The 23,762-nt window shown below is 63.1% G+C and carries 19 protein-coding genes and 3 pseudogenes; 7 read left to right on the top strand and 15 right to left on the bottom strand.

The features are described 5' to 3' along the window. Positions 1 to 804 precede the first annotated feature (804 nt). From MRBLMI12_RS22175 to MRBLMI12_RS22135, 9 genes are all read right to left on the bottom strand, one after another. The gene (locus MRBLMI12_RS22175; protein WP_363358352.1) at positions 805 to 3,249 is read right to left on the bottom strand and encodes an FdhF/YdeP family oxidoreductase; all 2,445 of its coding nucleotides are present in this window, start codon (positions 3,247 to 3,249) and stop codon (positions 805 to 807) included. A 195-nt stretch (positions 3,250 to 3,444) separates the two neighbouring features. Continuing rightward, positions 3,445 to 3,897: a cupin domain-containing protein gene (locus MRBLMI12_RS22170; protein ID WP_363358351.1), complete on the bottom strand. Its 453-nt coding sequence runs from the start codon at positions 3,895 to 3,897 to the stop codon at positions 3,445 to 3,447. A 163-nt stretch (positions 3,898 to 4,060) separates the two neighbouring features. Further along, positions 4,061 to 5,074, bottom strand: a complete 1,014-nt coding sequence (locus MRBLMI12_RS22165; protein WP_363358350.1) for a fumarylacetoacetate hydrolase family protein — start codon at positions 5,072 to 5,074, stop codon at positions 4,061 to 4,063. 99 nt (positions 5,075 to 5,173) lie between these two features. Beyond that, the gene (locus MRBLMI12_RS22160; protein WP_363358349.1) at positions 5,174 to 6,061 is read right to left on the bottom strand and encodes a VOC family protein; all 888 of its coding nucleotides are present in this window, start codon (positions 6,059 to 6,061) and stop codon (positions 5,174 to 5,176) included. 8 nt (positions 6,062 to 6,069) lie between these two features. After that, entirely contained in the window at positions 6,070 to 7,119 is a 1,050-nt protein-coding gene (locus MRBLMI12_RS22155; RefSeq protein WP_363358348.1) for a fumarylacetoacetate hydrolase family protein, read from the bottom strand. A 29-nt stretch (positions 7,120 to 7,148) separates the two neighbouring features. Further along, the gene (locus MRBLMI12_RS22150) at positions 7,149 to 8,489 is read right to left on the bottom strand and encodes a hypothetical protein (RefSeq protein ID WP_363358347.1); all 1,341 of its coding nucleotides are present in this window, start codon (positions 8,487 to 8,489) and stop codon (positions 7,149 to 7,151) included. An 86-nt stretch (positions 8,490 to 8,575) separates the two neighbouring features. Further along, on the bottom strand, positions 8,576 to 9,445 hold the full coding sequence (gene purU, locus MRBLMI12_RS22145; RefSeq protein ID WP_363358346.1) for a formyltetrahydrofolate deformylase: 870 nt from the start codon (positions 9,443 to 9,445) through the stop codon (positions 8,576 to 8,578). Continuing rightward, positions 9,435 to 10,334, bottom strand: a complete 900-nt coding sequence (locus tag MRBLMI12_RS22140; RefSeq protein WP_363358345.1) for a bifunctional methylenetetrahydrofolate dehydrogenase/methenyltetrahydrofolate cyclohydrolase — start codon at positions 10,332 to 10,334, stop codon at positions 9,435 to 9,437. The genes purU and MRBLMI12_RS22140 overlap by 11 nt, the downstream gene beginning before the upstream one ends. Then, positions 10,327 to 11,214, bottom strand: coding sequence for a methylenetetrahydrofolate reductase (locus MRBLMI12_RS22135; protein ID WP_363358344.1), 888 nt, complete (start codon positions 11,212 to 11,214; stop codon positions 10,327 to 10,329). The genes MRBLMI12_RS22140 and MRBLMI12_RS22135 overlap by 8 nt, the downstream gene beginning before the upstream one ends. Positions 11,215 to 11,622: 408 nt before the next feature. On the opposite strand from MRBLMI12_RS22135, the gene MRBLMI12_RS22130 reads away from it, so the two are divergent. Next, positions 11,623 to 12,513 (top strand): hypothetical protein, encoded by an 891-nt coding sequence (locus MRBLMI12_RS22130; RefSeq protein WP_363358343.1) that lies wholly within the window; start codon positions 11,623 to 11,625, stop codon positions 12,511 to 12,513. Here MRBLMI12_RS22130 and MRBLMI12_RS22125 read toward each other — a convergent pair. Beyond that, positions 12,495 to 13,730: an IS30 family transposase gene (locus tag MRBLMI12_RS22125; protein WP_363358342.1), complete on the bottom strand. Its 1,236-nt coding sequence runs from the start codon at positions 13,728 to 13,730 to the stop codon at positions 12,495 to 12,497. The two genes, MRBLMI12_RS22130 and MRBLMI12_RS22125, sit on opposite strands and share 19 nt — an antisense overlap. Before the next feature lie 318 nt (positions 13,731 to 14,048). Here MRBLMI12_RS22125 and MRBLMI12_RS22120 point away from each other — a divergent pair, with 318 nt between their 5' ends. Next, a complete protein-coding gene (locus MRBLMI12_RS22120; protein ID WP_363358341.1) occupies positions 14,049 to 14,639 on the top strand; it encodes a TetR/AcrR family transcriptional regulator in 591 nt (196 codons plus the stop codon). On the opposite strand, the gene MRBLMI12_RS22115 is transcribed toward MRBLMI12_RS22120, so the two are convergent. Genes MRBLMI12_RS22115 through MRBLMI12_RS22100 form a run of 4 tightly spaced genes read right to left on the bottom strand, consistent with a single transcriptional unit; the run spans position 14,626 to position 19,130 of the window. Next, a complete protein-coding gene (locus MRBLMI12_RS22115; RefSeq protein ID WP_363358340.1) occupies positions 14,626 to 15,054 on the bottom strand; it encodes a hotdog fold thioesterase in 429 nt (142 codons plus the stop codon). The two genes, MRBLMI12_RS22120 and MRBLMI12_RS22115, sit on opposite strands and share 14 nt — an antisense overlap. Next, entirely contained in the window at positions 15,041 to 15,925 is an 885-nt protein-coding gene (locus MRBLMI12_RS22110) for an ABC transporter substrate-binding protein (RefSeq protein WP_363358339.1), read from the bottom strand. Before MRBLMI12_RS22110 ends, MRBLMI12_RS22115 begins: the two co-directional genes overlap by 14 nt. A gap of 2 nt (positions 15,926 to 15,927) precedes the next feature. Then, positions 15,928 to 17,151 carry an acetyl-CoA C-acyltransferase gene (locus MRBLMI12_RS22105; RefSeq protein ID WP_363358338.1) on the bottom strand — a complete coding sequence of 408 codons (1,224 nt, stop codon included), beginning with the start codon at positions 17,149 to 17,151 and terminating at the stop codon, positions 15,928 to 15,930. Continuing rightward, a complete protein-coding gene (locus tag MRBLMI12_RS22100; RefSeq protein WP_363358337.1) occupies positions 17,148 to 19,130 on the bottom strand; it encodes an acetoacetate--CoA ligase in 1,983 nt (660 codons plus the stop codon). The genes MRBLMI12_RS22105 and MRBLMI12_RS22100 overlap by 4 nt, the downstream gene beginning before the upstream one ends. Before the next feature lie 786 nt (positions 19,131 to 19,916). Here MRBLMI12_RS22100 and MRBLMI12_RS22095 point away from each other — a divergent pair. Continuing rightward, positions 19,917 to 20,162, top strand: a complete 246-nt coding sequence (locus tag MRBLMI12_RS22095) for a hypothetical protein (protein WP_363358336.1) — start codon at positions 19,917 to 19,919, stop codon at positions 20,160 to 20,162. Positions 20,163 to 20,311: 149 nt separating this feature from the next. Beyond that, positions 20,312 to 21,979, top strand: a complete 1,668-nt coding sequence (locus tag MRBLMI12_RS22090) for a sulfatase-like hydrolase/transferase (protein WP_363358335.1) — start codon at positions 20,312 to 20,314, stop codon at positions 21,977 to 21,979. A 342-nt stretch (positions 21,980 to 22,321) separates the two neighbouring features. On the opposite strand, the pseudogene MRBLMI12_RS22080 reads toward MRBLMI12_RS22090, so the two are convergent. Beyond that, a pseudogene (locus tag MRBLMI12_RS22080) lies at positions 22,322 to 22,611 on the bottom strand (IS481 family transposase); the annotation flags it as partial. Between the two features lie 170 nt (positions 22,612 to 22,781). Here MRBLMI12_RS22080 and MRBLMI12_RS22075 point away from each other — a divergent pair. The 3 genes and pseudogenes from MRBLMI12_RS22075 to MRBLMI12_RS22270 form a co-directional block, all read left to right on the top strand. Further along, positions 22,782 to 23,195, top strand: a pseudogene (locus tag MRBLMI12_RS22075) (ATP-binding protein); the annotation flags it as partial. Between the two features lie 76 nt (positions 23,196 to 23,271). Continuing rightward, on the top strand, positions 23,272 to 23,487 hold the full coding sequence (locus MRBLMI12_RS22070; RefSeq protein WP_363358334.1) for an ATP-binding protein: 216 nt from the start codon (positions 23,272 to 23,274) through the stop codon (positions 23,485 to 23,487). 148 nt (positions 23,488 to 23,635) lie between these two features. Continuing rightward, positions 23,636 to 23,762: pseudogene (locus tag MRBLMI12_RS22270) on the top strand (IS30 family transposase); the annotation flags it as partial.

Genomic DNA, 23,762 nt, shown 5'->3' with positions numbered 1-23,762 from the left:
CCTCGCCCACGTCGAGAACGAACTCAACCGCCGACCCCGGATCACCCTCGGCGACCGAACCCCAGCCGACCTCTTCGCCACGCTGCTAGCCTCCCAGAATCACCCCTCGTTGCGATGACTGCTGGAAACCAAGCCGTCGTTTCGGCCGGTTCTTCAACCGTCGTCGACACAGACAAGATTTTCTGGCACCTGTACGCGACGACTGTTGGACAACAGGCCTGAGCGCCATGCCGCGAGTCTACCCAGGCGCCCACTGCGCCCGCCCGGGAAAGAGGAACCGGCAAGCTGCCGCCACACGCCGGGTCCTGGCACGCTCGGGAACCTTCCCCGTCTTCAAATCGTGCGAGCCAGCTGATGCGCACGGGTGCTCCACGCAAATCGGGACAGTGACCCTGCCGCTGCCCGCTCCCGTCGCCCAACTCACGCTGGAACAGCACCGGCGCCGACCGGAGCCCCCTGGCTGTTCGCAGGCCGCTAATAAACGACCCGGCAAAGCGAGCCTCCTGCGAAGACGCCCGCTGATTCGGCGTCACCAACTCCAGCTGATGTCGCCGCGCGATTTGACATCGCTTTGGATCATGGCTGCGATCGTGATGTCTGACACCTTCGGCGTCGCCGTCGCGACTTGTACTGCGATACGCCCGGATCAGCGGCGGAACGTGGTCAGACGCGGCCATCGTCTTCTCCGCGAATCACGCCCCCACACCCGACTGGCCGAGCACCGAGTGAGAAGTTGGGAGGTTCGCGCAACGCTTTTTGTTCAAGCCGCCAAGGCCGAGTCGTGACGACCGCCCCGGTTCAAGCTTAGGCGGCGCGGCGTTCGAGTCGCACGATCACGGACTTCGAGGTCGGCGTCCCGCTGATGTCGGCGGTGGAATCCAGCGGTACGAGCACGTTCGTCTCGGGATAGTAGGCCGCCGCGTTCCCCCGCGGAGTGGAATAGCTGACGATGCGGAACTCCTCGGCGCGCCGCTCGAGACCGTCACGCCACTCCGAGACGAGATCGACGATGTCGCCCTCGACGAACCCCAGCTTCTGGATGTCCTTCGGGTTGACCATGAGGACGCGGCGTCCGCCGTGGATGCCGCGATAGCGGTCGTCCTTGCCGTAGATCGTGGTGTTGTACTGGTCGTGCGAGCGGATGGTCTGCAGCAGCAGTCGCCCGTGGGGGATGAACGGGTACTCGAGTGGGTTCGCAGTGAACACAGCCTTGCCCGTGGCTGTGGCGAAGCTCCGGTCGTCGCGGGGACCGTTCGGCAGGAACAGCGTGCGGCCCTTCTCGATGCGCTGCTCGAAGTCGTCGAAGCCGGGGATGACGGCCGCGATGTGCCGCCGGATGAGGGCGTAGTCCGCTTCGAGCGCCGCCCAGTCAGCCCGCGGAACCGACTGCGGGCGCCCGTGGGGCTCACGTCGCTCCAGGTGCGTGCGTTCCACGGCCGGAGCGTCGGACTGGATACCCACGTGCTCGGGCTGGTCGAAGTCCACATCGACCGCACTCTCGTCGTCGATCTGCGGCTCGAAGTGGCTGCCGGCGTCCGACCCGAACAGCTGAGCGCAGATGCGCGCGACGATCGCGACCTCGCTCAGCATGTCGGCTGACGGCGGCACCAGACGCCCGCGTGAAGAGTGCACGGCGCTCATCGAGTCCTCGACGGTGACGCGCTGCTCTCCCCCGCCGCGCACGTCGCGGTCGGTGCGGCCGAGCGTCGGCAGGATGATCGCGCGCTTTCCGGTCACGACGTGGGAGCGGTTCAGCTTCGTGGACACCTGCACAGTCAGGTCGACGTTTCGAAGGGCGGCCTCCACGACGTTCGTGTCGGGCGTCGCCGAGACGAAGTTGCCGCCCATCGCCATGAAGACGCGAGCCGAGCCGTCCCGCATCGCGCGGATCGCCTCGACGGTGTCGTGCCCGTGCTCCCGCGGGGCCGTGAATGCGAATTCGCGGTCGAGCGCGGCGAGGAAGTGCTCCGACGGCTTCTCATAGATGCCCATCGTGCGATCGCCCTGCACGTTCGAGTGCCCGCGCACCGGGCAGACCCCCGCGCCCGGTCGGCCGATGTTGCCCTGCAGCAGCAGCACGTTCACCACATCACGCAGGGTCGCGACGGCGTGCTTGTGCTGGGTCAGCCCCATCGCCCAGCACACGATCGTGGACTTCGAGGTGCGCACCCGCTCCGCCACGCGACGCAGCGCCTTCTCGGGCACCCCGGTCGCGGCGACCAGTTCACGCCAGGGAACCGCAGCCACCTCTGCGGCGTACGGGGCGAAGCCGGTGGTGTGCTCCTGGATGAACACATGATCGAGCACGCCGCCTTCGCGTTCGTCGACCTCGAGCAGGTGCTTTCCGATCGCCTGGAACAGCGCCTGGTCGCCCCCGAGCCGGATCTGCACGAACTCGTCGGCGAGCTTCTTGCCCCCGAGGAGCACGCCCCTGGGCGTCTGTGGATTCTTATAGCGGATAAGCGCGGCCTCGGGAAGCGGGTTCACCGCCACGATGCTCGCCCCGTTGTCCTTCGCCTTCTCGAGCGCGCTCAGCATCCGAGGGTGGTTCGTGCCGGGGTTCTGGCCGGCGATGATGAGCAGATCGGCCTGATGGATGTCTTCGATCGAGACCGTGCCCTTGCCGATCCCGAGAGTCTCGGTGAGTGCCGAGCCGGACGATTCGTGGCACATGTTCGAGCAGTCCGGCAGGTTGTTGGTGCCCAGGCCCCGCACGAGCAGCTGGTAGAGGAACGCCGCCTCGTTCGAAGTGCGGCCCGAGGTGTAGAAGATCGCCTCGTTCGGATCATCGAGGGCCCGAAGCGCGTCGGCCACCTCGCGCAGCGCGTCGTCCCACGAGATCGGACGATAGTGCGTCGCACCCTCATCGAGGATCATCGGATGCGTCAGCCGGCCCTGCTGGCCGAGCCACCAGTCGTCGTGCCCGCGCAGCTCATCGATCGAGTGCTCGGCGAAGAATTCCGGAGTCACCCGGCGGATCGTCGCCTCCTCTGCGACGGCCTTCGCCCCGTTCTCGCAGAACTCCGCGATGTGCCGCTTTTCCTCTTCGGGCCAGGCGCATCCGGGGCAGTCGAACCCGTCCTTCTGGTTGACCGCAAGCAGAGTCTGGATGCTGCGCTTCACGCCCATCTGCTCCTGGGAGATCTTGAGGGCGTGCAGAACGGCCGGCACACCGACTGCGACCTTCTTGCGGCCGGAGACGTGCACCCGCGCCTCGTCGATGTCAGCTTTCGGGGGCTTCAGCGCCACGGCGCCGCCCCCAGGCAATTGATTCTCATCGTGCGTACCGCTCCCTGAACTTTTCTAACCCGAGTTGTGCGTGACCCGTCAAGGACCCCGCCTGGTATCAGCTCTGCAGAGGAGTCGCTCACTTGTGCCGTGCACCCGGGCCAAGCTGAGCAGAGCCGGTTTACCTGGGCACCCCCGCGCAGCTTTGCGATGTGTTCAGCCTCGAAGCGCCCCTGAACGTACTTGCCGTTTGCGAGCAATCTCGGAGGCAGAGAGGGGCTCTGTGCCGATGAGAACGAAGAGCACCCGAGCGGTGCGGTCCGTACGATTCGACCATGCGTGGCTGGTGGCACGTTGAATCACAACGTCGCCAGGCGTCAGGGTCGCTTCACCGCTATCCACGAGGAGAGTGATCTCCCCGTCAAGCACGACGGCGTAGTCCAGCGAGTTGGTCCGGTGGAACCAAAAGTGCTTTCCCGCGCTGCGCCTATCGGCCGCATCGCCAGCATGGGCCCCATCCTGAGCATTGAGCTCGGCGAAGATTACTGCGCCCGCGTCATCCGGGTAGACCGCGTCAGGGGGGAAGTCAGCGATGCGCAGGATGGTCGCACCCGGGGCGGGAAAGGACGGTATCTCCGAGTCTGATGCCGCGGGGTCTTCGTCCGTCACATGGTCGATCCTCTCCCCTAGAGTGACCCATGGCACGGTCGCACCGAAACCTAGAATGACGTCGGAATCGTAGGCGTGTGGGGCTGGACCATCGGACAAGATGATCGCTCGACCATCGTCATCGTGACCGGTGACGACTCGTCGCACCGGCGGCCGCGTCATCTCAGTCCTCGCTCTCGTACGGGTAGGGCCGCGGCTCTGGCCACCAGGGCGGAATTTCCTTCTCTGCAGCCACCCGGTTACGCAGCGTGCCGACACCCTCCAGGTCGAGTTCCACAAGGTCCCCGGGCTCGAGGAAACGGTTGATCTCGACGCCGGCACCGAACCCCATCGTGCCTGAGCCGATCAGGTCACCCGCCTGCAGTCCATCAAAAATCGAGACGTACGCGACCAGCTCCTCAGGCGTGTAAACGAAGTTTTCAACCTTGGTGTCGGAACGAACTTCGCCGTTGACGCGCACCTGCCCGCGCAGACCTTCGATCGACGAAATCTCATCAATGGTCGTGACCCACGGGCCGATACCGTAGGCAAAATCTTTGCTGTGCTGGGCGCCCATGCCAATCGGACCTTCGACGGCCTGCACGTCGCGCAAACTCCAGTCATTGAAGATCGTGATACCAAAGATGTGACCGAGCGCCTCATCAGGGGTCAGGTTGCGACCCGGCTTGCCTACGATGTAGCCGATCTCCAGTTCGTAATCGAGCTTGCTCGAGATGTTCGGGTATGGGATCACCTCGTCATGGCCATACACCGTGGCGGTCGAGCCTTTGAAGAAGCCAGGCCTGTTGTAGATCTCCCGCACAGGCTTTGAGTGCACGACGTTGCGGAAGTAATTCTCGATGTGAGTCCCGAAGGTGAGACCGTCTCGAATAACCGGAGGATCGACTGCCGCCCGCCACGACACGTCGTCTATCGGCGTCGAGGCGTCGTCGGCGGCAGCGAGCGCGGCGTGCGCGTCGTCGAGGAATCTCGCCCCTCCGGCGATTGCCGCTGACAGGCTCAATGGGAATGCGGAAGAGGCGAGCTCGCGAGCGCGATGTGGTGTGGCCCCCGATTTCTGCAGTGCGAGCGAGTAGGCCCGTGCGAGATCCACCACACGACTGAAGTCGGGCTGTGCGGCGACCACGCGGATCTGTTCTCCGTCGGGCGTGGGGACGGCGATTCTTCCGAGCTTCATTGGTGATTCTCCTAGTCGAGTAGACGGTGAGGGTGCGGTGTGCGAGCGTTCGGCTCGGTCACATTCATTCGCGTTCCAGTTCTCCGGTGGTCCCGGACCTCACATGTTGAGGTGGTGCCACGGGTGCCTGATCGGCTGTACTGTCCGACGTAGTCGAAACCGACCGTCTCCATAGTGGAGGTGACCGCGATCCGGTTTCCGAACGGGTCCCGGACGTATATGGAAAGCATCTTGCCCTCGTATGCGCACCGTGCCATAGTCGGCAACCAGCTCCGTCAGAGCTAGGTTGTCGAGGGTCTGCAAGAAATCCACTTCGTCCGCTTCAAGGGCGACGTGGTGGAGGCCCTCGCGCCCGGTGAGAACCGTCACCTGAAGGTGTATGGCATTCGCTCGGAGGAACTGGATGAAGTAGGCGGGTGAATCCGGCAGCGGCACGAACAAGCTACTGAGATATCCGAGCACGCCCAAGAAATCGGGGACGCCGGTCACATCGCTTGAACGTAGCGGCAAGTGGCTGTTGCGGATGTCGATAGCGCCGGGTCGGTAGGTGCGTTCGACTGGGGCCGGGGGAGCGTTGGTTTCGTGCTCCGCTACCTCGAAGACATGTCCGGTGCTCAGCGCGACCCGCAGTTCATTGCGGGCGCCTTCGCGCGTGGTGTCGACGCCGAAGATGGTGTCAATGCCGTTCGCGACGAGCTTAGTGGCGAGCGCATCGTAGGATTGAGCGCTTCGGGCTGGGAAGCTGACGTAGTCCAGACCTGTTCCGCCTTCGGACAGCCCGAGCACGATCCGCCCGCTCACGGGACCCATCAGGTAGATCTTGTCGTTTCGCCGTTCGGTTGGTACCAGGCCGAGCATGGACTGATACCACGGTATGGCGACGTCGAGGTCGGGGACGCGGATGACACTGTGATCAGTGCCGGACAGCGGCCCCTTCCAGGCGACGCTCTCCGGTGTGTCGATGATCCGATGTTCGATGCGAGGCATCAGGGCTCCTATCGCGCGTCGGGGCGGTCGAAGGGCGGGAGGCCGAAGTGCGGGGTCCTACCGTGCAGGTCTTCGGCGATGACACGGTGGTGCTGGTGGCCGAGGCCGGCGATGGAGATGTCGACGGTGTCGCCGGGGACGAGCCAGCGGGCTCCGTGTACGGCGCCGTTGCCAGGAGGGGAGCCCATCATGAGTAGGTCGCCAGCCAGGATCGATACGCGTTCGGACGCGTAGGCCAGGTACTCCTCGGGAGAGAAGATCATGTCGTCGGCGGGCCAGTCCTGCATTCTCTCGCCGCTGACGTCGAGCGTGATCTGCAGCGTCGAACGGTCGGGGAAGAACTGTCGAGGCACGACGAAAGGTCCCGCTTGCTTGTAGGTCGGGGACTGCTTCGCGATCCAGTCCGCGTTCCATTTGATGTCCGTGCGGCTGAACAGGTCACCGATGTGCATGTCGTTGCCGATCGTGTAACCGACGATGTACTCCACGGCCTCATCGGGGCTGAGGTACCGCGGCGCCCCGCCGGCGGTGACGATCGTGAGTTCGGCTTCCCAGTCGTGGGCGACGCCGATGGCGGGGAGCTCGATGTCGTCGTCCGGGCCGACGAGCGACCCGTGGCTGGCCAGCCAGATGAACGGCATTCCCTTGGCGCGTTTCTCGGTCACGAAGGAGAGATTGCGTTCATAGAACTGCTCGTCGGACTCACCGTCATGGCGATCCTTGGCGTAGTTTCCTTTGTTGAAGGTGTACATCTCGGCGGCGTGCTGACGGTAGTTGGACCCTGCGCAGAAGATCTGCGGTCGCACCGTTGGCGCGAGAACCCGATAGTCCGTCACGGTCTTGTCAGTGCCCACGCTTCTCGAGTTCAGCAGCTCGAGGGCGTCGAACGTCCGGGCCCAATCTCCGTACAGTTCGTCCTGGCTCGGGTACTGCGGTGTGAGGTCGACGACCCCGCCGTCCGGTCTGACGAGGGCGTTGATCACTCCGCCTTCGTCGCCGAGGCGCGCTAAGCCGAAGGTGCCGTCAGCCAGTCCGGTAGTGGGGTGGATTTCAGTCATTGCAACTCCTCAGAGGCGACATCGGATGTTCAGTTCTGGACTTGGGTGGGAAGATCGGCCACATCGACGCGTCGGTTATCGCGCTTGTATGGTGCGCGTGCCACCGTCGCTCGGATCGTCTTCTGGGGTGAACCCGGGGAGCCCCAGATCACTTCGACCTGCTGGCCCGGCTCTGCGTGCTCCGCGTCGATGCTGCTCAGCGAGATCATGTCGCGGAAGTGGTATGAGTAGCAGCGGGACGTGGATACGCCGACCTCTCGACCGTTGGCACGCACGGAGTCCACGGCAAACGAATCGAACAGCGCTCGAGGCATCTCCATGAAGTCGTACGGTGTCTCGCTATCGAACAGCGAGGCGTATACATCTTTGACGTCGTCCTTGTCCCAAACCAGGGTCACCATCGTCCGGTGGGGCGCGGCGGCTGATTCCTCGAGGGCAGCGCGTCCGATGAACTCGTGATCGAAGTTGATGCTGCGTCCCCAACCCAACTCGTGAGGGGTGCGGTACGCGTCGTCATAGCCAGCGGGCACATGGCTTCCCGTCGATGGGAAGTAGGCGAGATAGGCCAGCTCCGGGTGCGTTTCCGCGAGGTACTGAGCGAACTCAGGCTCGTCGCCGACCGCCGGCATGTAGTCGACAAGCGGCGTCGGGAAGCACGCTTCGACGTGGTTGACCATCTTTGTTCGGCCACCGAGTCGCCGTACGCCGAACTGCTCCCCTGCGTCGAGCAGCGCCTGGTGTACCTCCACCGCGTGAGCTCCGTCTCCGTGAAGTTCGAAGCCCAACTCCCCCGACATCCCCTGCCGCAATGACCAGACAGGATGGCCCGCCACGGTGGTCTGACGGACGTTGAGGAATTTGTAGTCGCGGTGGGACTCTCCCGACGCAGCCTCGAGAATGTCCAGCGACCGTGGTCCCTGGATCTGAATGATGAAATCTGACGTCCCACGCTGAGTGAGCGTCGCGTTGTAGTTGCCCTTCGCGAACTGGTACTCCGCCCAGTACAGAGGACCACCGGTGAATTTCACCTCTTCTTCGCCGAGGCGCATCAGGATGCCTTCGGTGATGACTCTGCCGGAGCGTGAGCACTGAACGCTGTGCTTGGCCCGCCCCACCTCGAAGTTCTTGAACGTATTGATGGAGAGATCCTGGAAGAAGCGCACCGCGTCGGGTCCTTTTACGACGATCTTGTTCGGGAGCGATGACCAGTCGCCGATGTAGGCCGTCTGTTTCCAGGATTCGCTCTCGTCGATCCAGTTGGTGAACTCCGACGGCTCAAACTCGTGAATGAACCGCGTCCACGACGACACTGCTGGTGCCGGAGGGATGTGCTCATTCAGGAAGAAGCTGGGGTGCGTCGTTGCAGTCATCGTCTGGTTCCTCTTCTTTGAAGGCATCGAAGTGATGCAGGATCAATACGATCCGTTTCGAATGACACTTGTCGATCGACTGGGTTCTAGCTGAACACGATCGTCTGGTTGCCGTGTCGGATCACGCGGTCCTCGGCATGCCATTCGACGGCACGAGAGAGCACCGCGCGTTCGACCAATGCTCCACGGATTTGGAGGGCCGCTGCGTCCATAGAGTGATCGACCCGAGTGACGTCTTGTTCGATGATCGGACCCTCATCGAGATCTTTGGTGACGTAGTGCGATGTGGCACCGATGAGCTTCACTCCCCGTTCCTTCGCCCGCCGGTATGGCGCGGCTCCGATGAAAGCGGGGAGGAAGGAATGGTGGATGTTGATCACTGGGACGCCGACCTCGTCGAGGAACTCCGCCGAGAGGATCTGCATGTAGCGCGCTAGCACGATGAAGTCGACTTTGCCTCGCAGCAGCTCCAATATCTGGGCCTCGGCTTCGGACTTGTCCGGCCCCTGGGAGGGGACGTGGAAGAACGGGATTCCGAAAGATCGAACATCCTCGGCGGTGTTGGTGTGATTGGAGATCACCATGGGAATGGAGATGTTCATCTCGCCTCTGCGATGTCGCCACAGGAGCTCCAACAGACAGTGGTCCGAGGTAGAAGCGAGGATCGCTACCCGCTTAGGCACCGACTGATCCGTCAGCTGCCACTGCATCCCCAGCGGTGTCAGCGTGGACTCCAGATCTGCCTCGATCTTCGATAGCGCGGTTGTCAGCTCGGGGTGCTGGAAGACGACCCGCTGGAAAAAGTTCCCCCCGTCTGCATTGTCGGAGACCTGATCCAGCGTGGAGATATTCGCCCCGTTGCGGGCGATGAGTGCGGACACTGCGGCAACCAGGCCCGGTCGATCTGGTCCCTGCACAATAAGGCAGGCACTGTTTTGCTGCGGTCTACCTGACATCAGAACTCCTCAACGTGCGTTCGGCGGCTTCCACGACATTGGTGACAAGTAGCGCGCGGGTCATCGGACCAACTCCACGTGGGTTAGGTGAGACCCAGCCTGCGACGTCAGCTACTGCCGGATCGACGTCTCCAGCGAGTTTTGCTCGACCCGTCGCGGTGCTTCCGACTCGAGTGACGCCTACATCCAGCACCACAGCGCCGGGTTTGATCCATTCGGGCTTGACGAAATGCGGTACCCCGACGGCAGCAATGACGACGTCGGCGCGGCGCACCTCGGCCGCGATGTCGGGGGTCCTGGAGTGAGTGAGAGTCACCGTCACATCCGTTCCCTTGCGGGTCAACAGCAACCCCATCGGCCGCCCTACGGTGATTCCTCTTCCGATGACGGTGACATTCTTACCCGCTAGAGAGATGCCGTTTCGCTCGACTAGGTCCATGACCGCACGCGGAGTGCAGGGCAGCGGACCCGCCGTTACTGCCTTCGGATCGACCCCCAGAACGAGTCGACCCAAATTCAGCGGGTGCAACCCGTCAGCATCCTTTGCAGGATCCACCAGCTCCAGGATCGCCTGCTGGTCCAGTCCGTCCGGCAAAGGCAATTGCACGATGAAGCCCGTCACGGCCGGGTCATGGTTAAGCTCGCGGACAGCCTTGGCGATCTGCGCGAAGGTTGAGGTGGCAGGTAGTTCGACCGAGATCGATGCCACCCCGACTTCCTCGCAGTCACGGTGCTTGCCCGACACGTAGGACCTCGATGCAGGGTCGTCTCCAACCAGCAGCGTTCCCAGCCCAGGTACCACCCCTCGGGAAGCCAACTCGGACACTCGTGTCCGCAGTTCATCCTTGATCTCGGTCGCGGCCTTGACTCCGTCCAACAGCTCAGCCATGGTCTGCTCCATTCGCACGGGTACGAGCCTCGTAGTGATGAACCCAGTCCGACGTCGCGCGAAGTCCCCCGAATGTGTAAAAGTGCAGTTTCACGTCGCTCTTCATCGGTGTAAGCGCGAGGGCGTCTGCAAGGCCGTCCACGAATCTGTCGGGCCCTGCCGTGCCCATCAGGTTGGTCAGCGAGAAGCCGTACTTCTTGACGATCAGCGCGTTCGCTCCGATACCAAACCGGCGAGCGAAACCGATCAGACGTTTGACGCCCGCGGGACCCGGCGTTCCTACACGGATATCCACCTCGATACCTTTGGACCGGGTTGCCGCGATCCACTCGGCGACCGGAGCGGTGTCGAAGGCAAGCTGAGTGAGGATCGTGGCGTGGAACCCCCGGTGAGACAGCGACGCGACCTTTTGATCGAGTGCACGCCAGAGCAGTGCGGTCGTGATATCAGGGTGACCCTCTGGATATCCAGAGATGGTCACCCCTTGCACGCCATACTCCTCGAGGAGACCGCTGTCGATGATGCTTTGGGCGTCTTCGAAAGGACCCTCGGCTGAAGCGGGGTCGCCACCGACCACGAAGACTTCCTGCGCTGCGCCCACGTCGTGAAGACGCGAAAGAAATTCAGCCAAGTGCGCGCGAGACGGGATCCTGCGCGCTGCGATGTGCGGTACGGGCATGAAGCCGCTTTCACGAACGGCCCTTGCTGCCGCCACCCTCATCTCCAAGTCCTCGTTGCCGAGGAAGGTGACGTTGATTCTGGTGCCGTCAGGGATGGTCTCCCTCGCTGCGCGTAACTCCTCCACATCTTTACCGGTCATCTCGAGCGAGTAGTCGCGGATGAGCTCGGCGGATCCCGGCAATGTCGATTCCGGGTTCATTCTGACCGGCTTCGCATGCTCATGGTTACCCCTCAGTCGTCGTAGACGGATATGGACGGTGCTAGCGATACTAGCCGTATCGTATCGTACGATTGAAGACGATCGTACGCATCATCGCAAGAAATGATCCTATCCAGTCCGTATCGTTTTGCATAGGATGTGTTCGATCGCGCCGCCGCCTCGTGTGGGCGCCGCGAGCAGACCAAGAGGGTGGTCGGGCCTGCCGGCATCACCCACAACGTGGTTCAAAGGAGAAACATGTCGGAGATCAGTCGTGAGCCCAGTCTGGCGACGCTTATTCAGCAGGCCGGCGGAGCGATGAATCTCGTTCGCAACGCCCCCCCTTACGCGGTGGTCTCCTCCGGGCTATCCGGCCGAGTTCTCGTCCTGGCGTGACGAGCAACGCGCATGGATGAACGGAGTCGCGCTTCTCGAGCTGTCATACCACATGCCCGAACTGCAGCTGCGCGGCACCGAGGTCATCCCGTTCCTGAAGGAACTCGCCGTCAACCAGCTCGAGCCGTTTTCTGTCTTGCGGGGCCAAGCAGCTCGTGGTCGCCGCACCCGGCGGGAAAGATCAAGTTCTTCCACATCGGAGAGCTACAGATCGCAGGCAAGACCGTCCGAGCGCTGCGTCACGGCATGGCCGGCACCCCCGGATTCGAGTTGTATGGGCCCTGGGACGACCAGCAGGTCGTGCGGGAAGCGATCGAGGAGACCGGACAGAAGTACGGCTTGAGGAAAGTGGGAGCACTCGCCTACGGCACCTCTAGCCAGGAATCGAGCTGGATGCCCATCCCGCTGCCTGCGATCTATACCGCCACCGAACTCCAGGAGTTCCGCGAGTGGATAGGGCCGTTCCCCCTGCCCGCACTTGACTCACTAGGGGGAAGCATGACCTCGACCCGGATCGAGGACTACTACATCGACCCGATCGAGGCCGGGTACGGTCCGCTCGTGGACTGGAGCCGCGAGTTCGTAGGCAGCGCTGCGCTGAAGGAGAAAGCAGAGAACCCGCGGCGCAGAGAAGTCACCTTGGTCTGGAACGATGATGACGTTGCAGACACGATTGCCGCTTCGTTGTTCGGCGAAAAGCGGGCGCAGACACTGTCCGTCCCCGTTCCGCACTACGCGTGGTACCCAGCTGACACTGTGCAGAACGCGGACGGACGGCAAGTAGGCGTGTCGCAGTGGAGTAGCTACAGCGACAACGCCGGCCACGTGATCTCTGTCGGCGGCGCCCGAACTCTGAACGTTTTCGGCGCCTTGCATTCCAGCGGTCATTGCAACGAGGGCTGATTCTCGGACATTAGCAGGCTGGCGAAGAGGTCCGCGGGTGCGCGGTCGCCGAGCGTCATTCGGGGTCGCCGGTTGAGCTCGTCCTCGACTCTGGCGAGGTCCCGCGGCGTGTGGACGGCGAGGTTCGTCGACTTCGGAAAGTACTGTCGCAGCAGCCCGTTTGTGTTTTCGTTGCTGCCGCGTTGCCAGGGGCTGGCGGCGTCGCAGAAGTAGATCTTCGTGCCGGTGTCGGCGGTGATGTCGAGGTGCTTGGCCATCTCGGTGCCTTGATCCCATGTCAGCGTCCGCCGCAGCCCCTCCGGGAGTGCGCCGAGGACCCGCACTAGAGCTTTGTGCAGCTCGGACGAGGTGAGCGCGTTCAGGTGCAGCAGCTTCACGTACCGTGTCTGCCGCTCCACGAGCGTGCCGATCGCGGAGCGGTGATGCGGGCCGACGATGAGGTCGCCCTCCCAATTGCCCGCCACGGACCTGTCTGTCGGTTCGAACTCGCGGTCATGGATCGACAGCATCGGCTGCGCGAACCGGCGCCCGGCCCGGATCAGACGGGTATGCGCCCTGCGGTGGTCACGTCCTGTCCGCAGCGGTGACGGATCGGGTTTGCGCAGAAGCCCTGATCCGGGCCGGTAGATCGCGAGATAGATGCTCTCCGTCGCGACCCGCATGCCGGCATCGCCGGGGTGCGCGGCGCGCAAGGCGCGGCTAATCTGCTGCGGACTCCACCGCTCCCTCAATCTCGCCTTCACGTACGTGCGCAGCGCTGGATTTGTCGACAGCTTCAACGGCTTCGGCCGCCGGCGACGGGTCGCGGCGACGCTGTGCGCGTGGAACGGCCGGTACTGGCCGGACTCATGTGCGTTGCGTCGCAACTCCCGGCTGATCGTCGACGGCGACCGGCCCAGCGTCTTGGCGATCTCCGTCGGTCCGGCGCCCCTGCTCGCGAGGTCGGCGATCCGGATGCGTTCCTCCTCGGACAGGAAGCGCGGCGAGATGGGGCGAAGCGAAAGCGGCTCGAGCGGCGGCACGACCTTCACCGTGCCATCCTTTCGCCGCACCGTCGTGCCGTCTCTCCAGATATACGCCGTGGTGCGCACGACACCGACCTCGCGGGCCGCGGCGGCCAACGGCCACCCCTGCGCCAGCAGCTCCATGAACCGCTTCCGCGCCAAAGACTTCGGCCTACGCCCAGGACCCTTCGGAACGCGACGTGACGACAACATGACCTCCAACTGGTGTGATCACGTTGCGACGATCACTGGAAACCACCCCGCCGCTACTGTCCAGTTTTCGAGCGCCGTCGACAATCTCAACCGCAGTCGTGGAAATCGAGCATGCCGAGCCCGGAACCGGCCTCGTCCTCCTGTGGGGCAACCCCGAGGTGAAAACAGCCCAGTCTGACGCTACAGAGGTTCGCGAGATCAGAGTTTCCGTTGCACCTGCGCCATACTTCACGAAGGTCACCGATAACCCGACAGGTGAAAGTTGAGCGGCTGCAGTCGGACACGCTGACAGCGTGACCTGTGCGCTAGCGTGACGACATGGTGGCTCGGAGCGAAGAGAGTAGACAGGCGATCATCGGCGCGACGTTGACGCTGATCGGGCTGGGTGAGGACAAACCCGGTACGACAGTTCAACGGCTCACTATCGAGGCGATTGCGAAACGCGCCGGGGTCAGCAAGGCGACCATATATCGGTGGTGGCCAAGCAAGGTCGCCGTCGTGATCGACGCATTTGTTTCGGACTATCTACAGCACACCCCGATCGATCCCGCGCTACCTGCCGATGATGCCCTCGCCGCGCACGTGCGATCCGTTGTGCGACAGTACGGCAGTGACGAAGGCATGATCGTCGCGCAGATCATCGCGGAAGGTCAATACGCTCCAGACGTGCTGCGCCAGTTTCACGAACGATTCTGGGACGACCGAGCACGAGTAGTCCGGGAGCTCCTGCAGCGCGGCGTGGATGAGGGCCTCTTTCGTGAAGACCTCAACCTCGACATCGCCGCGTCATTCATCTACGCGCCGATCTATCAACGTCTGCTTCTCGGGGGCGGGCCTCTCGACGACGCATTCGCCGATGATCTGTTGTCGTTCGCGCTTCCGCCGTTGCGGAAACCTATCGCGCGCTGACGCTGATCGCGCTACCCCGGAATTCGGCGACAACCCCGCGATCCGAAGTCACGGTCACATCGCAGTGTGCAACTCGACCGACGCGGTGACGCACCTCCGCGGTCGCCGTCAGCACATCTCCCACATGACCCGGGCTGAGGTACACAATCGACGCTGACGATGTCACCGGCATCTGCCCGACCACCGCACACGCGCAGATGAACGCGGTATCGGCAAGGGTGAAGATGAGACCGCCGTGGGCAATCAGATGCCCATTCCCCATGTCGGCGGTGACCTCCATCTGCGCCACCGCCTGGTCGCCGCCGGCAGAGACCACACGGATCCCCAACAGATTCAGCGATCGGTCCGTTGCCAGCATCCCTTGAACTGCGTGGGATACCGGCAAGATCGGCTGCGACTCCTCAGCCGACATCATGGGTCTCATGCGAGGTGAGCAGCTCGTCGGTCCAGAGGTCTGCGACCCTCACCCCGTCGGGAAGGATGTCCAGGGCTCGACGCATCGTCAGCAGAAGTTCGAGACCATCCAACGACGGCCAGAGATCACGTGCCCGGTTGGTCCAGGCGGATCGAGCCGAATCGCCCCCGAAGCCTGCGGCAATCAACAAGCTTGCACCAGTGTCTTCCTCGACAGCATCGGACCAGCTGATGGCGCCGCGCAACGCGCCAAGCAGGAGCGCAAAGAGAGGCTTTAGCTCCTCGACCCGATCGCCTTTGACAACGATCGCTTGCCCGGGGAAGCCTGGAACCAACTGATCGATTCTCCCGAGCTGGGTCAGGCCGCGCTTCTCAGCTTGCTCGCTGAGAGGCGGCCCCAGCAAGGCTGCGTCGACACTGCCATCAACAAGAGCGGAGTAACGCTCGTGAACACCACCCGTCTCCACGTAGCGCACGTCCTGGATGGAGCGGGTCTGCACGAGATGGCGAAGGACGACAGCGAAGCCGTTATCGAAAGCGTCGACCGAAAGCGTAGCCCCCGCCAGACCATCGAAAGACGTGATGCTCGGTTTCGCGATGAGCGAGAGAGGGGTCGTGCGCTCTATCTGCGCAATGATGCGGGTGTCAGCGGAGCCTTGGTTCCACACGATCACGTTATCCATCGCGGTGACCACGAAGTCAACCGCACCGTCGATGAGCTGGTCGAGCTGCTGGGTGCTCGATGTGGTCTGCGCCAGGCCCAGGTCGATGCCGGCGCTCCTAAACAGACCTAGGTGTTCCGCGACCACGAAGGCCGTTGGTGGAACGAAAATCGACCCGCGCAGTATCGCGGTGCCGGGCGCTGCCTCCATAGTCATAGCCTCTCTACGATCATGGCCATTCCCTGACCGCCACCGACGCACAGAGTGGCCAGACCGATCGTTTCGTCTCGGGTTTCCAGGCCATTGATCAGTGTTCCCAGCATCCTCACTCCGGTCGACCCGTACGGGTGCCCGAGTGCGATCGCACCGCCGTGGGGGTTGAGCCGAGAATGGTCGATACCGAGTCTCGCGGCAGACGGCAACACCTGCGCGGCGAACGCTTCGTTCAGCTCGACGATGTCCAGATCCTCAATGCTCAGCCCTGTGCGTGCAAGCGCCAGCTCGGTAGCGGCAACGGGACCCAGACCCATGATCTCCGGAGACAAGGCGGAGGCCGTAGACGTCAGTATTCTCGCTCGGAGGGTGATCCCGAGCTCCCTCGCCCGTCGCCTGCTCATGATCACTGCCGCAGATGCGCCATCGTTGAGCGGGCTGGCATTGCCCGCAGTGACAGTTCCTCGAGGATGGAAAGCCGGCCGCAGCCCAGCAAGAACTTCCACCGTCGTGCCGGGCCGGGGCCCATCGTCCAGATCGACGCGGGTTCCGTCCGGAAGGAGGACAGGCACGATCTCGCGTTCGAAGAATCCCGCGGCTCGTGCGGTGATCGCGCGCTGCTGCGAACGCGCGGCGAAGGCGTCCTGATCAGCTCGGGTCGTGCCCGTGAGCTGTGCGACGAACTCTGCCGTCTTGCCCATCGCGACGTACACATCGGGCACTTCGCCTCGGTCGCGGGGGTCGGACCACGGGGTAAATTCGGCGAAACGACGTTCGGCGCGCGTGATTGCGTCGTCGAAATCGGGATGCGGCACAGCCGTCAGCTCGCTGCTTAACGAGACACTCTCCACTCCGCCAACGAGGAACACGTCGCCATCGGCGGCTTTGATCGCGTGCGCGGCCATGCGTGCCGCTTGCAGTGAGGAGGCGCAGAATCGGTTGACGACGGCAGCGGGGAGGCCGTCTAGCCCGGCCATTACCGCGACGCGCCGCGCGATGTTGTCCCCCTGGACGCCTTCCGGCAACGCTGTGCCAAGGAAGAAGTCCTCGATATCCTCGGGGTCCAGTTCCGGTACAGCCTGTAACGCTGCTTGGACGGCGGTCAGGCTCAGGTCCTCCGGCCTTACCTCGCGGAGCGCTCCCTTGAAGGCTCGACCGATGGGTGTCCGCGCATAGGCCACTACCACTGGATCGTTGTCGTGTGCGGCCCACCGACGGGTCATGACGCGCCCGGCTTTGATGCTCGCACCTGAGCGGCGTACGCCGCGTAGTCCTGCAAAACTGCGAAGTCGTCGACCGCGCCGGCACTTACCACATCGGACAGCGCCGCCCCTTGAAGGAGCCGTTTTACCGGTACTTCGAGCTTCTTTCCTGTACGCGTGTGAGGGATGCGGCGCATTGTCACGATGTCATCGGGAAGGTACCTCCCCGAGAGCTCCTGGCGTATCGCAGCGCGCACGGCTTCTTGCACGGTCGCCACATCGAAACCGTCCGTGATGTGCAGGAATAGGGGCATGAAGTAGTCTTCGGTGCCCAGTTCGGCGCCTACGACGAGGGCCTCGACGACCTCCGGCAGGTTCTCGACGACCTGGTAGATGTCGGCGGGCCCCATGCGCAGACCGTTTCTATTGAGAGTCGAATCACTGCGCCCATGGATCACGGAGCTGCCGTCGGAATCGAAGTCGATGATGTCGCCGTGGCACCACCGACCGGGGTATTTCTCGAAGTACGCCTCTTGATAACGCTGCCCCGATGAGTCACCCCAGAAGAACAACGGCATAGAGGGCATCGGAGAGGTGACCACCAGTTCACCCGGTTCCCCGACGATAGACTCCCCTCGCTCATTCCATGCCTGCGCGTCGACCGCGAGCGCTCGGGCGGGGATGCGTCCGAGTCGTACCGGCAGTGAGGGTGACCCGGCCACAAACACCGATGCGATGTCAGTGCCGCCGCTCATCGACGAGATCCAGACGTCGCCGACACGGTCGAGAATCCAGCGGTAGCCATCGACCGATAGTGGCGATCCGGTCACTTGCACGGTGCGGAGGGAGGGGACGGTTCCGCGGAGGTCAAGCCCATCCTTGCGGCATGAGTGAATGTATCCCGCGCTTACACCGATCGCGGCCACTGATTCCTGGCTCACGATTCGCCAAATCCGGTCCGGGGTGGGATAGGTGGGGCTGCCATCGACGAGCACCGGCACGGCGCCTACGGCTATGGCGGAGGCGAGCGTGTTCCACACAACCCAACTGGTCGAAGCAATGCTCAGGTAGCGGTCGCCTGTCTTCAGCTCAGAGTGCAGCAGGAGCATCTTGAGGATCTCAAGGAGCACCCCGCCATGACCGTGAACGATCCCCTTGGGAACGCCCGTCGTGCCCGAAGAAAACAACACCCAGAGTGGATGTGAGAAGTCCACCGGTTCAAACTGTGGAGCACGAGGAGAATCCGTTGACAGTGCATCGGCCCAGAGGACTGTAGGCACTTCTGTTTCTGGGCGTGATGATCCGAGGGAATCGACCCAGACCACCTTGTCCAGGGTGGGCAGCGCGTCGATCACCTCGGCAATCTCACGAGACCGGTCACGTGTCCTGCCACCGAGCTGGTAGCAGGAAGCTGTAAGCAACACTCGAGGCTCGAGCTGAGCAAACCGCGAGATGATCGCGCCCGAACCGAACTCGGGCGAACAGATCGACCACACGGCTCCCACAGAAGCCACTGCGAGAAGCCCGACCAGCGCCTCGTATGTATTCGACAGGACAGCGGCGACCCGATCTCCCGACACGATCCCCCACTGCCGCAGCGCCCCCCCGAGCGCGCCCACGTCTGCGCGAAGTTGGGTCCAATCATGCTCCGTGCGGTCCCCGTGCTCATCGATTGTGATTACAGCGACCCCGTCGCCTTGGCGGAGGAGATGCTCGGCAAAATTCACGCGTCTGCCCGGAAACCAACTTACTCCAGGCATCTCATCGCCTACGGTCACCGGGCCTGCTTCGCCGTCGAGGCGCACGTCAGCGAAGTCTGCGAACTCAGTCCAGAAGGCTGAAGGCTCCTCCACCGACCATGCCCATAGCGACTCATAATCGGACTTGTCTATGAGGCCTTGACGGACGAGCCGCTCAGCGAATCGCGTCATGTTCGATGCCCATCCGTTGTTTGGCATCCACGCGACATCACCCGGGTTCGAGGCGCCGTCGACGATCACTTGGCGCCTTCGAATCCGTGGTATGGACGGGACTGACTCTGATATGAATCCATGCTTCTCTCCATCGAGATGAGGTGGTCTATATACGATACTGTACGTATCGGATGAGTTGCCCCGCGTTTCCTCAAGAGCAACAATCTCGGCCGTGCACATCGATGTCTGACAACGGCAAACGCCAATGGATCAACGTTGACCCGTCAACAGTCCCACCAGGCGGTTCGTCATCGAACAGCCGCACTAGCTCATGAGTTTCGAGCGCGAGTCTGCCGCCGACGCCCTCGTGGCCCTGCTAGCCGCATGCGAGCTCGACCCAAACGACCCTCGACCGCGAAACGCCGCAGCGACTGGCGCACTTTCGAAAAGGTTTTCGCCGGCGTCGGATGCGGAGCCCACTGGGCCCTTGTATCGCCATGGAATGCGTTGTCTCGGCGTACGTGCCCGTCTGCTGACCCCGGCCATACAGCCGGGCGTTAGGCCACTCCATGCCGACCGCACCAAGGTCCGGGGCTGGGAACGCTCCCACGCCAAATGGCGGAGGTCGAGGGTAGAGGCTCATTCGCCTTAACTGCGAAGAGGCCGTCTTCAGGTTGACATAAGTGCCCTCGATCCCCGGTGTTGCAGTATCCCAAACGATACGTATTGTATAGATACTGCGTGTACCTCCATCGTGAGCGAAGGGGAAGGTCGCGCTTACATCCCAGTGGGGTGCTGATGCTGTTGAGCGATGTTGCAAAGCGAGCAATACGGGAGACGAAGATGTCAAGCTATCGATGGACCAGGGTCACCATGCCTGGAGCGAACCCGCTCACCGACTATTCCTCGGTGATGAAGGAGAAGGACGTGCCCAGCCTTCGCGCAGCACAAGAGATCATCCGACCAGGGATGCGGTTGAACGTGACATCTTTCGCGGGCGAAAGCTTCGACTCGCGCGAGGTGCACACCATCCATTCGGAGGCCGGAGAGGTTCGCCGCATCCGCGTGACGATCGCGCCGACGCCGTACTTCACGAAAAGAGTCCGGGAAGCGAAATGAAGCTGATGATGGGGCCACTGGCCGACGCACGGCTTATGCAAGACCAGCACGAATCCGGGCCATCTAAGCGGTCCTCCGTAAGCGCCGCGGTGTGTGCCGCCGCCTTGCTGACCGTAAGTGTCGCTGGGTGCACCGCACAAGACGGGACTGTGCAGACGCCGAACCCGGATGAGCCGCGGGCGAAGCCCAACATCCTCATGGTCTTGCTGGATGATCTCGGCTACACCGACCTTGGTGTGTACGGCGGCGAGGCGTCCACGGTCACCATTGACACGCTCGCCGAGGACGGAGTCCAGCTGGCGAACTTTCACGCCTATCCCGTCTGCGCACCCACGCGCGCCTCCCTGATGACCGGGCAGGACCCCCATCGGGTCGGTCTCGGGTCGCAGGAGGGTTTCGGTCCGCCCGGGGTGCCGGCAACGACGCCGGGGTACAGCGGTTTCCTCGAAGGGAAGTACACCGGAATTGCTCAAGTCCTCTCCGACGTGGGATACGACACATATCAGGTGGGAAAGTGGCATCTGGGTGAAGGCCCGGAACAGAGCCCGCAGGCTTTGGGATTCGACGAGAACTTCACGCTGTATGACGGTGCCGCTTCACATTTCGGAGACATGCTGCGCCATGCGCCCCGCGATGGCGAACCTGTGGACACCGTCAAGTATGAGCGCAACGGCGAGCCCGTCGAGACGCTCGCAGACGACTTCTACTCTACGCACGCCTATACCGACGAGCTCCTGCGAATGCTCGACGAGGACGCGGATTCGGAGAACCCGTTCTTTGGATATCTCGCCTACACGGCGCCGCATGATCCGCTTCATGTTCCGGACCGCTCGAGAATCGACCACTACCTCGATCGCTACCTCGCAGACAACAACTACGAAGAGCTCCGAGCGGATCGGATCGCCGCGCTGGCCGCCGCCGGCCTCATCGACCACGATGTGGCCACCCGATGGCCGGTGCAGACTCCCCAATGGGATGCGCTGACCACCGAACAGAAACGGGACCTGGCGTATCGCCTCGCGGTGTACGCGGCGATGATCGAGGACGTCGATAAGCAGCTTGGCCGCATCGTGACTCACTTGCAAGCGAGCGGCGAGTATGACAATACGCTGATCGTCGTGGCGAGTGACAACGGTGCCTCGAGCGTCTCCCGCGTGCTTTACACGGCGAAACCAGGCAACGCCGAGTGGCAGCAGCGGCACTACCCCCTTCGCGACGTCGACGACTACGGTAGCCCGGGTTCCTACCCAACCCTCGGCCTTCCGAACGCTCAGGTGTCGTCTGGCCCGTTCTTCCATAGCAAGGGCTCTGTCTTCGAGGGCGGCACCCGCGCACCCGCGATCATCAAGCCTCCCGCCGCAAAGGGAGACGCGCCCAAGCAAAGCGACACCTTCGTCCACGTCTCTGATCTGTACCCGACCTTCGCAGACTACGCGGGTGCCGACCTCGTCGCCCCGGAGAGCCTACTCGGCTCGTCTGCCAGACCGCTCCTCGAGGGGACCTCCGACCTGGTTGGCACGGAGGAGTTCGGCATGGAGCTGCTGGGACACCGTGCGTATCGGGACGGCGACTGGAAGCTTGTCTACGCTCCCGTCGTCGCCGGAGGAACGGGTGTCTATTCTCTGTACAACCTGGCGGATGATCCCGGCGAGACGAAGGATGTTATCGACGCTCACGGAGATGTAGCGGAGGAGCTCGCCAGGAAGTGGGACCAGTACGCGGCCGATCAGGGAGTCGTCGACGTCGACTTCGACACCGTCAACGAGGGGGCGGCTCGTCTCGCTGAGTTGGTGTACGCAATCGACTGGGCTGACTGAGTGTGTTGTCTAGGGACGTTGTTGTGTGAATCGCGTGGGAGCTGTTGACGTGTGAAGGCCTCCCGTTGCGAATGTGGCGAGGTCTAGGAGCCGCTTCACACACAGGAGGCCTTCGCGTCCGACGCTAATGCTGCTCTCACTCCGCGCGCTCGTCTGCGTCTGGCCAAGCACATCGTTGAAGAGCATTGGCCGGTCATTGTCTCGGCGAAGATGTTCATGACCTCGACCGCCCGCAAGTGGGCTGCCCGGTTACCGGCCCGGAGGCCCCGCGGGGATGATGGACCGTTCCAGTCGGCCACACTCGATGCCGACCAAGACACCGCCCGTGATGGTAAAGCGGATCGTGAGGGCGCGGTCGCGGTGCCGCTTGCCTGTCCGCTTCGCGGTCGTCTCGCGGTTGCGGTCGCCCTGCTGCTTGCCTACGAACCGCCGCCCGCCGCCATGGGGGATGTTCCCGAACTTGGTGACAACGACATGGTCAGGGATCCGGGATGGTCGTGCTCGTAGCGACGGATCGGCTCACCGGTGACTCAATCAATGTGACTGAGCCGGTTGATCCGGGCACGCACCAGCACGGCGTGGACGGTCGAGGCGGGGATACCGAGCTCGCACGCGATCTGCACCGGCCCCACAATGGTGAGATCATCGATTCGTTCGCTCACATCTCAGACCTCTACCCCACCTTCGCCGATTACACCGGCGCCGACATAACGGATCAGCCTGAACTGCTTGGGGCCACACTCTGCGGGGTCTTCGAAGGCGCCGACGGTGACACGAACGACGAGTCCGGAAGCTGCGAGAGATGGGAGTGGCGTCGCTGGTCGACGCGCTCGAGATCCAGGACGACACCCTCACCCGGGGGATGGTGTTCGAGGAGCGCGTGAAACTGGCCGTCGACGACGCCCACGCCGCGTTCACCCACGCCAAGGTCGAAGGCCTCATCCGGCGAGCCGGACTGCGTTACCCGAACGCGGACCTTCGCCGGCTGGACATGCTCGAGCAGCGCGGCCTGGACAGGGGTGTGATCGCCCAGCTCGGGACCTGCCAGTTCATCAGCAGACAGCAGAACGTCGTGTTCCAAGGGTTCACCGGATCCGGGAAGAGCTACCTGGGCTCTGCGCTGGCGAAGCAGGCATGTCAGCACCGCTACCGAGCGCACTACATCCGCATGCCCGACCTCGAAGAGTCCTGGGCTTCGGCGAGGGACCGGCCCGCGGGGAAGGAGAAATGGTTGCGCAAATACGCCGCGTTCACCCTGCTGGTGATCGACGAGTGGCTGCTCGACAGCCCCGATGACAGCGTCCGCGGCAATGCTGCTCGAGCTCCTCGAACGGCGTTACGACGCTGCGTCGACGGTGTTCTGCACCCAGTACGCGAAGAAGGACTGGCACCAACGTCTCGGCGGCGGCGTCCACGCCGACGCGATCATGGACCGCATCGTCCACAACACCATCTGGATCGAGACCGGCAGCACCAATATGCGCGAACACACCGCGACCGCGGGCTGACCCAGGCCGGTGAGCGTCACCACGAGCCGGGTGGCGCTCACCAGCAATATCGAGTGGCCCCGAATCTCAATATCGCGTGGCCCCGAATCTCAATATCGCGTGGCCCCGAAACGCAATATCCAGTGGCCCTCAAGCCCTCAAATACTCAAAGTTCGTGCCACCGCTCGAGCTGCTTGCCGCCCGCACGATCTCGCCCCGGTTCCTCTCCGAGGCTGAGCGCATCCAGATCGCCGATCTCGCCAGCCGAGGCCTCGGCCCGACGGCCATTGGACGCG

Origin of the sequence: Microbacterium sp. LMI12-1-1.1 (assembly GCF_040676455.1) — a bacterium.
Classification (GTDB): Bacteria; Actinomycetota; Actinomycetes; order Actinomycetales; family Microbacteriaceae; genus Microbacterium.
This window is presented reverse-complemented; position numbering and strand designations above follow the sequence as displayed.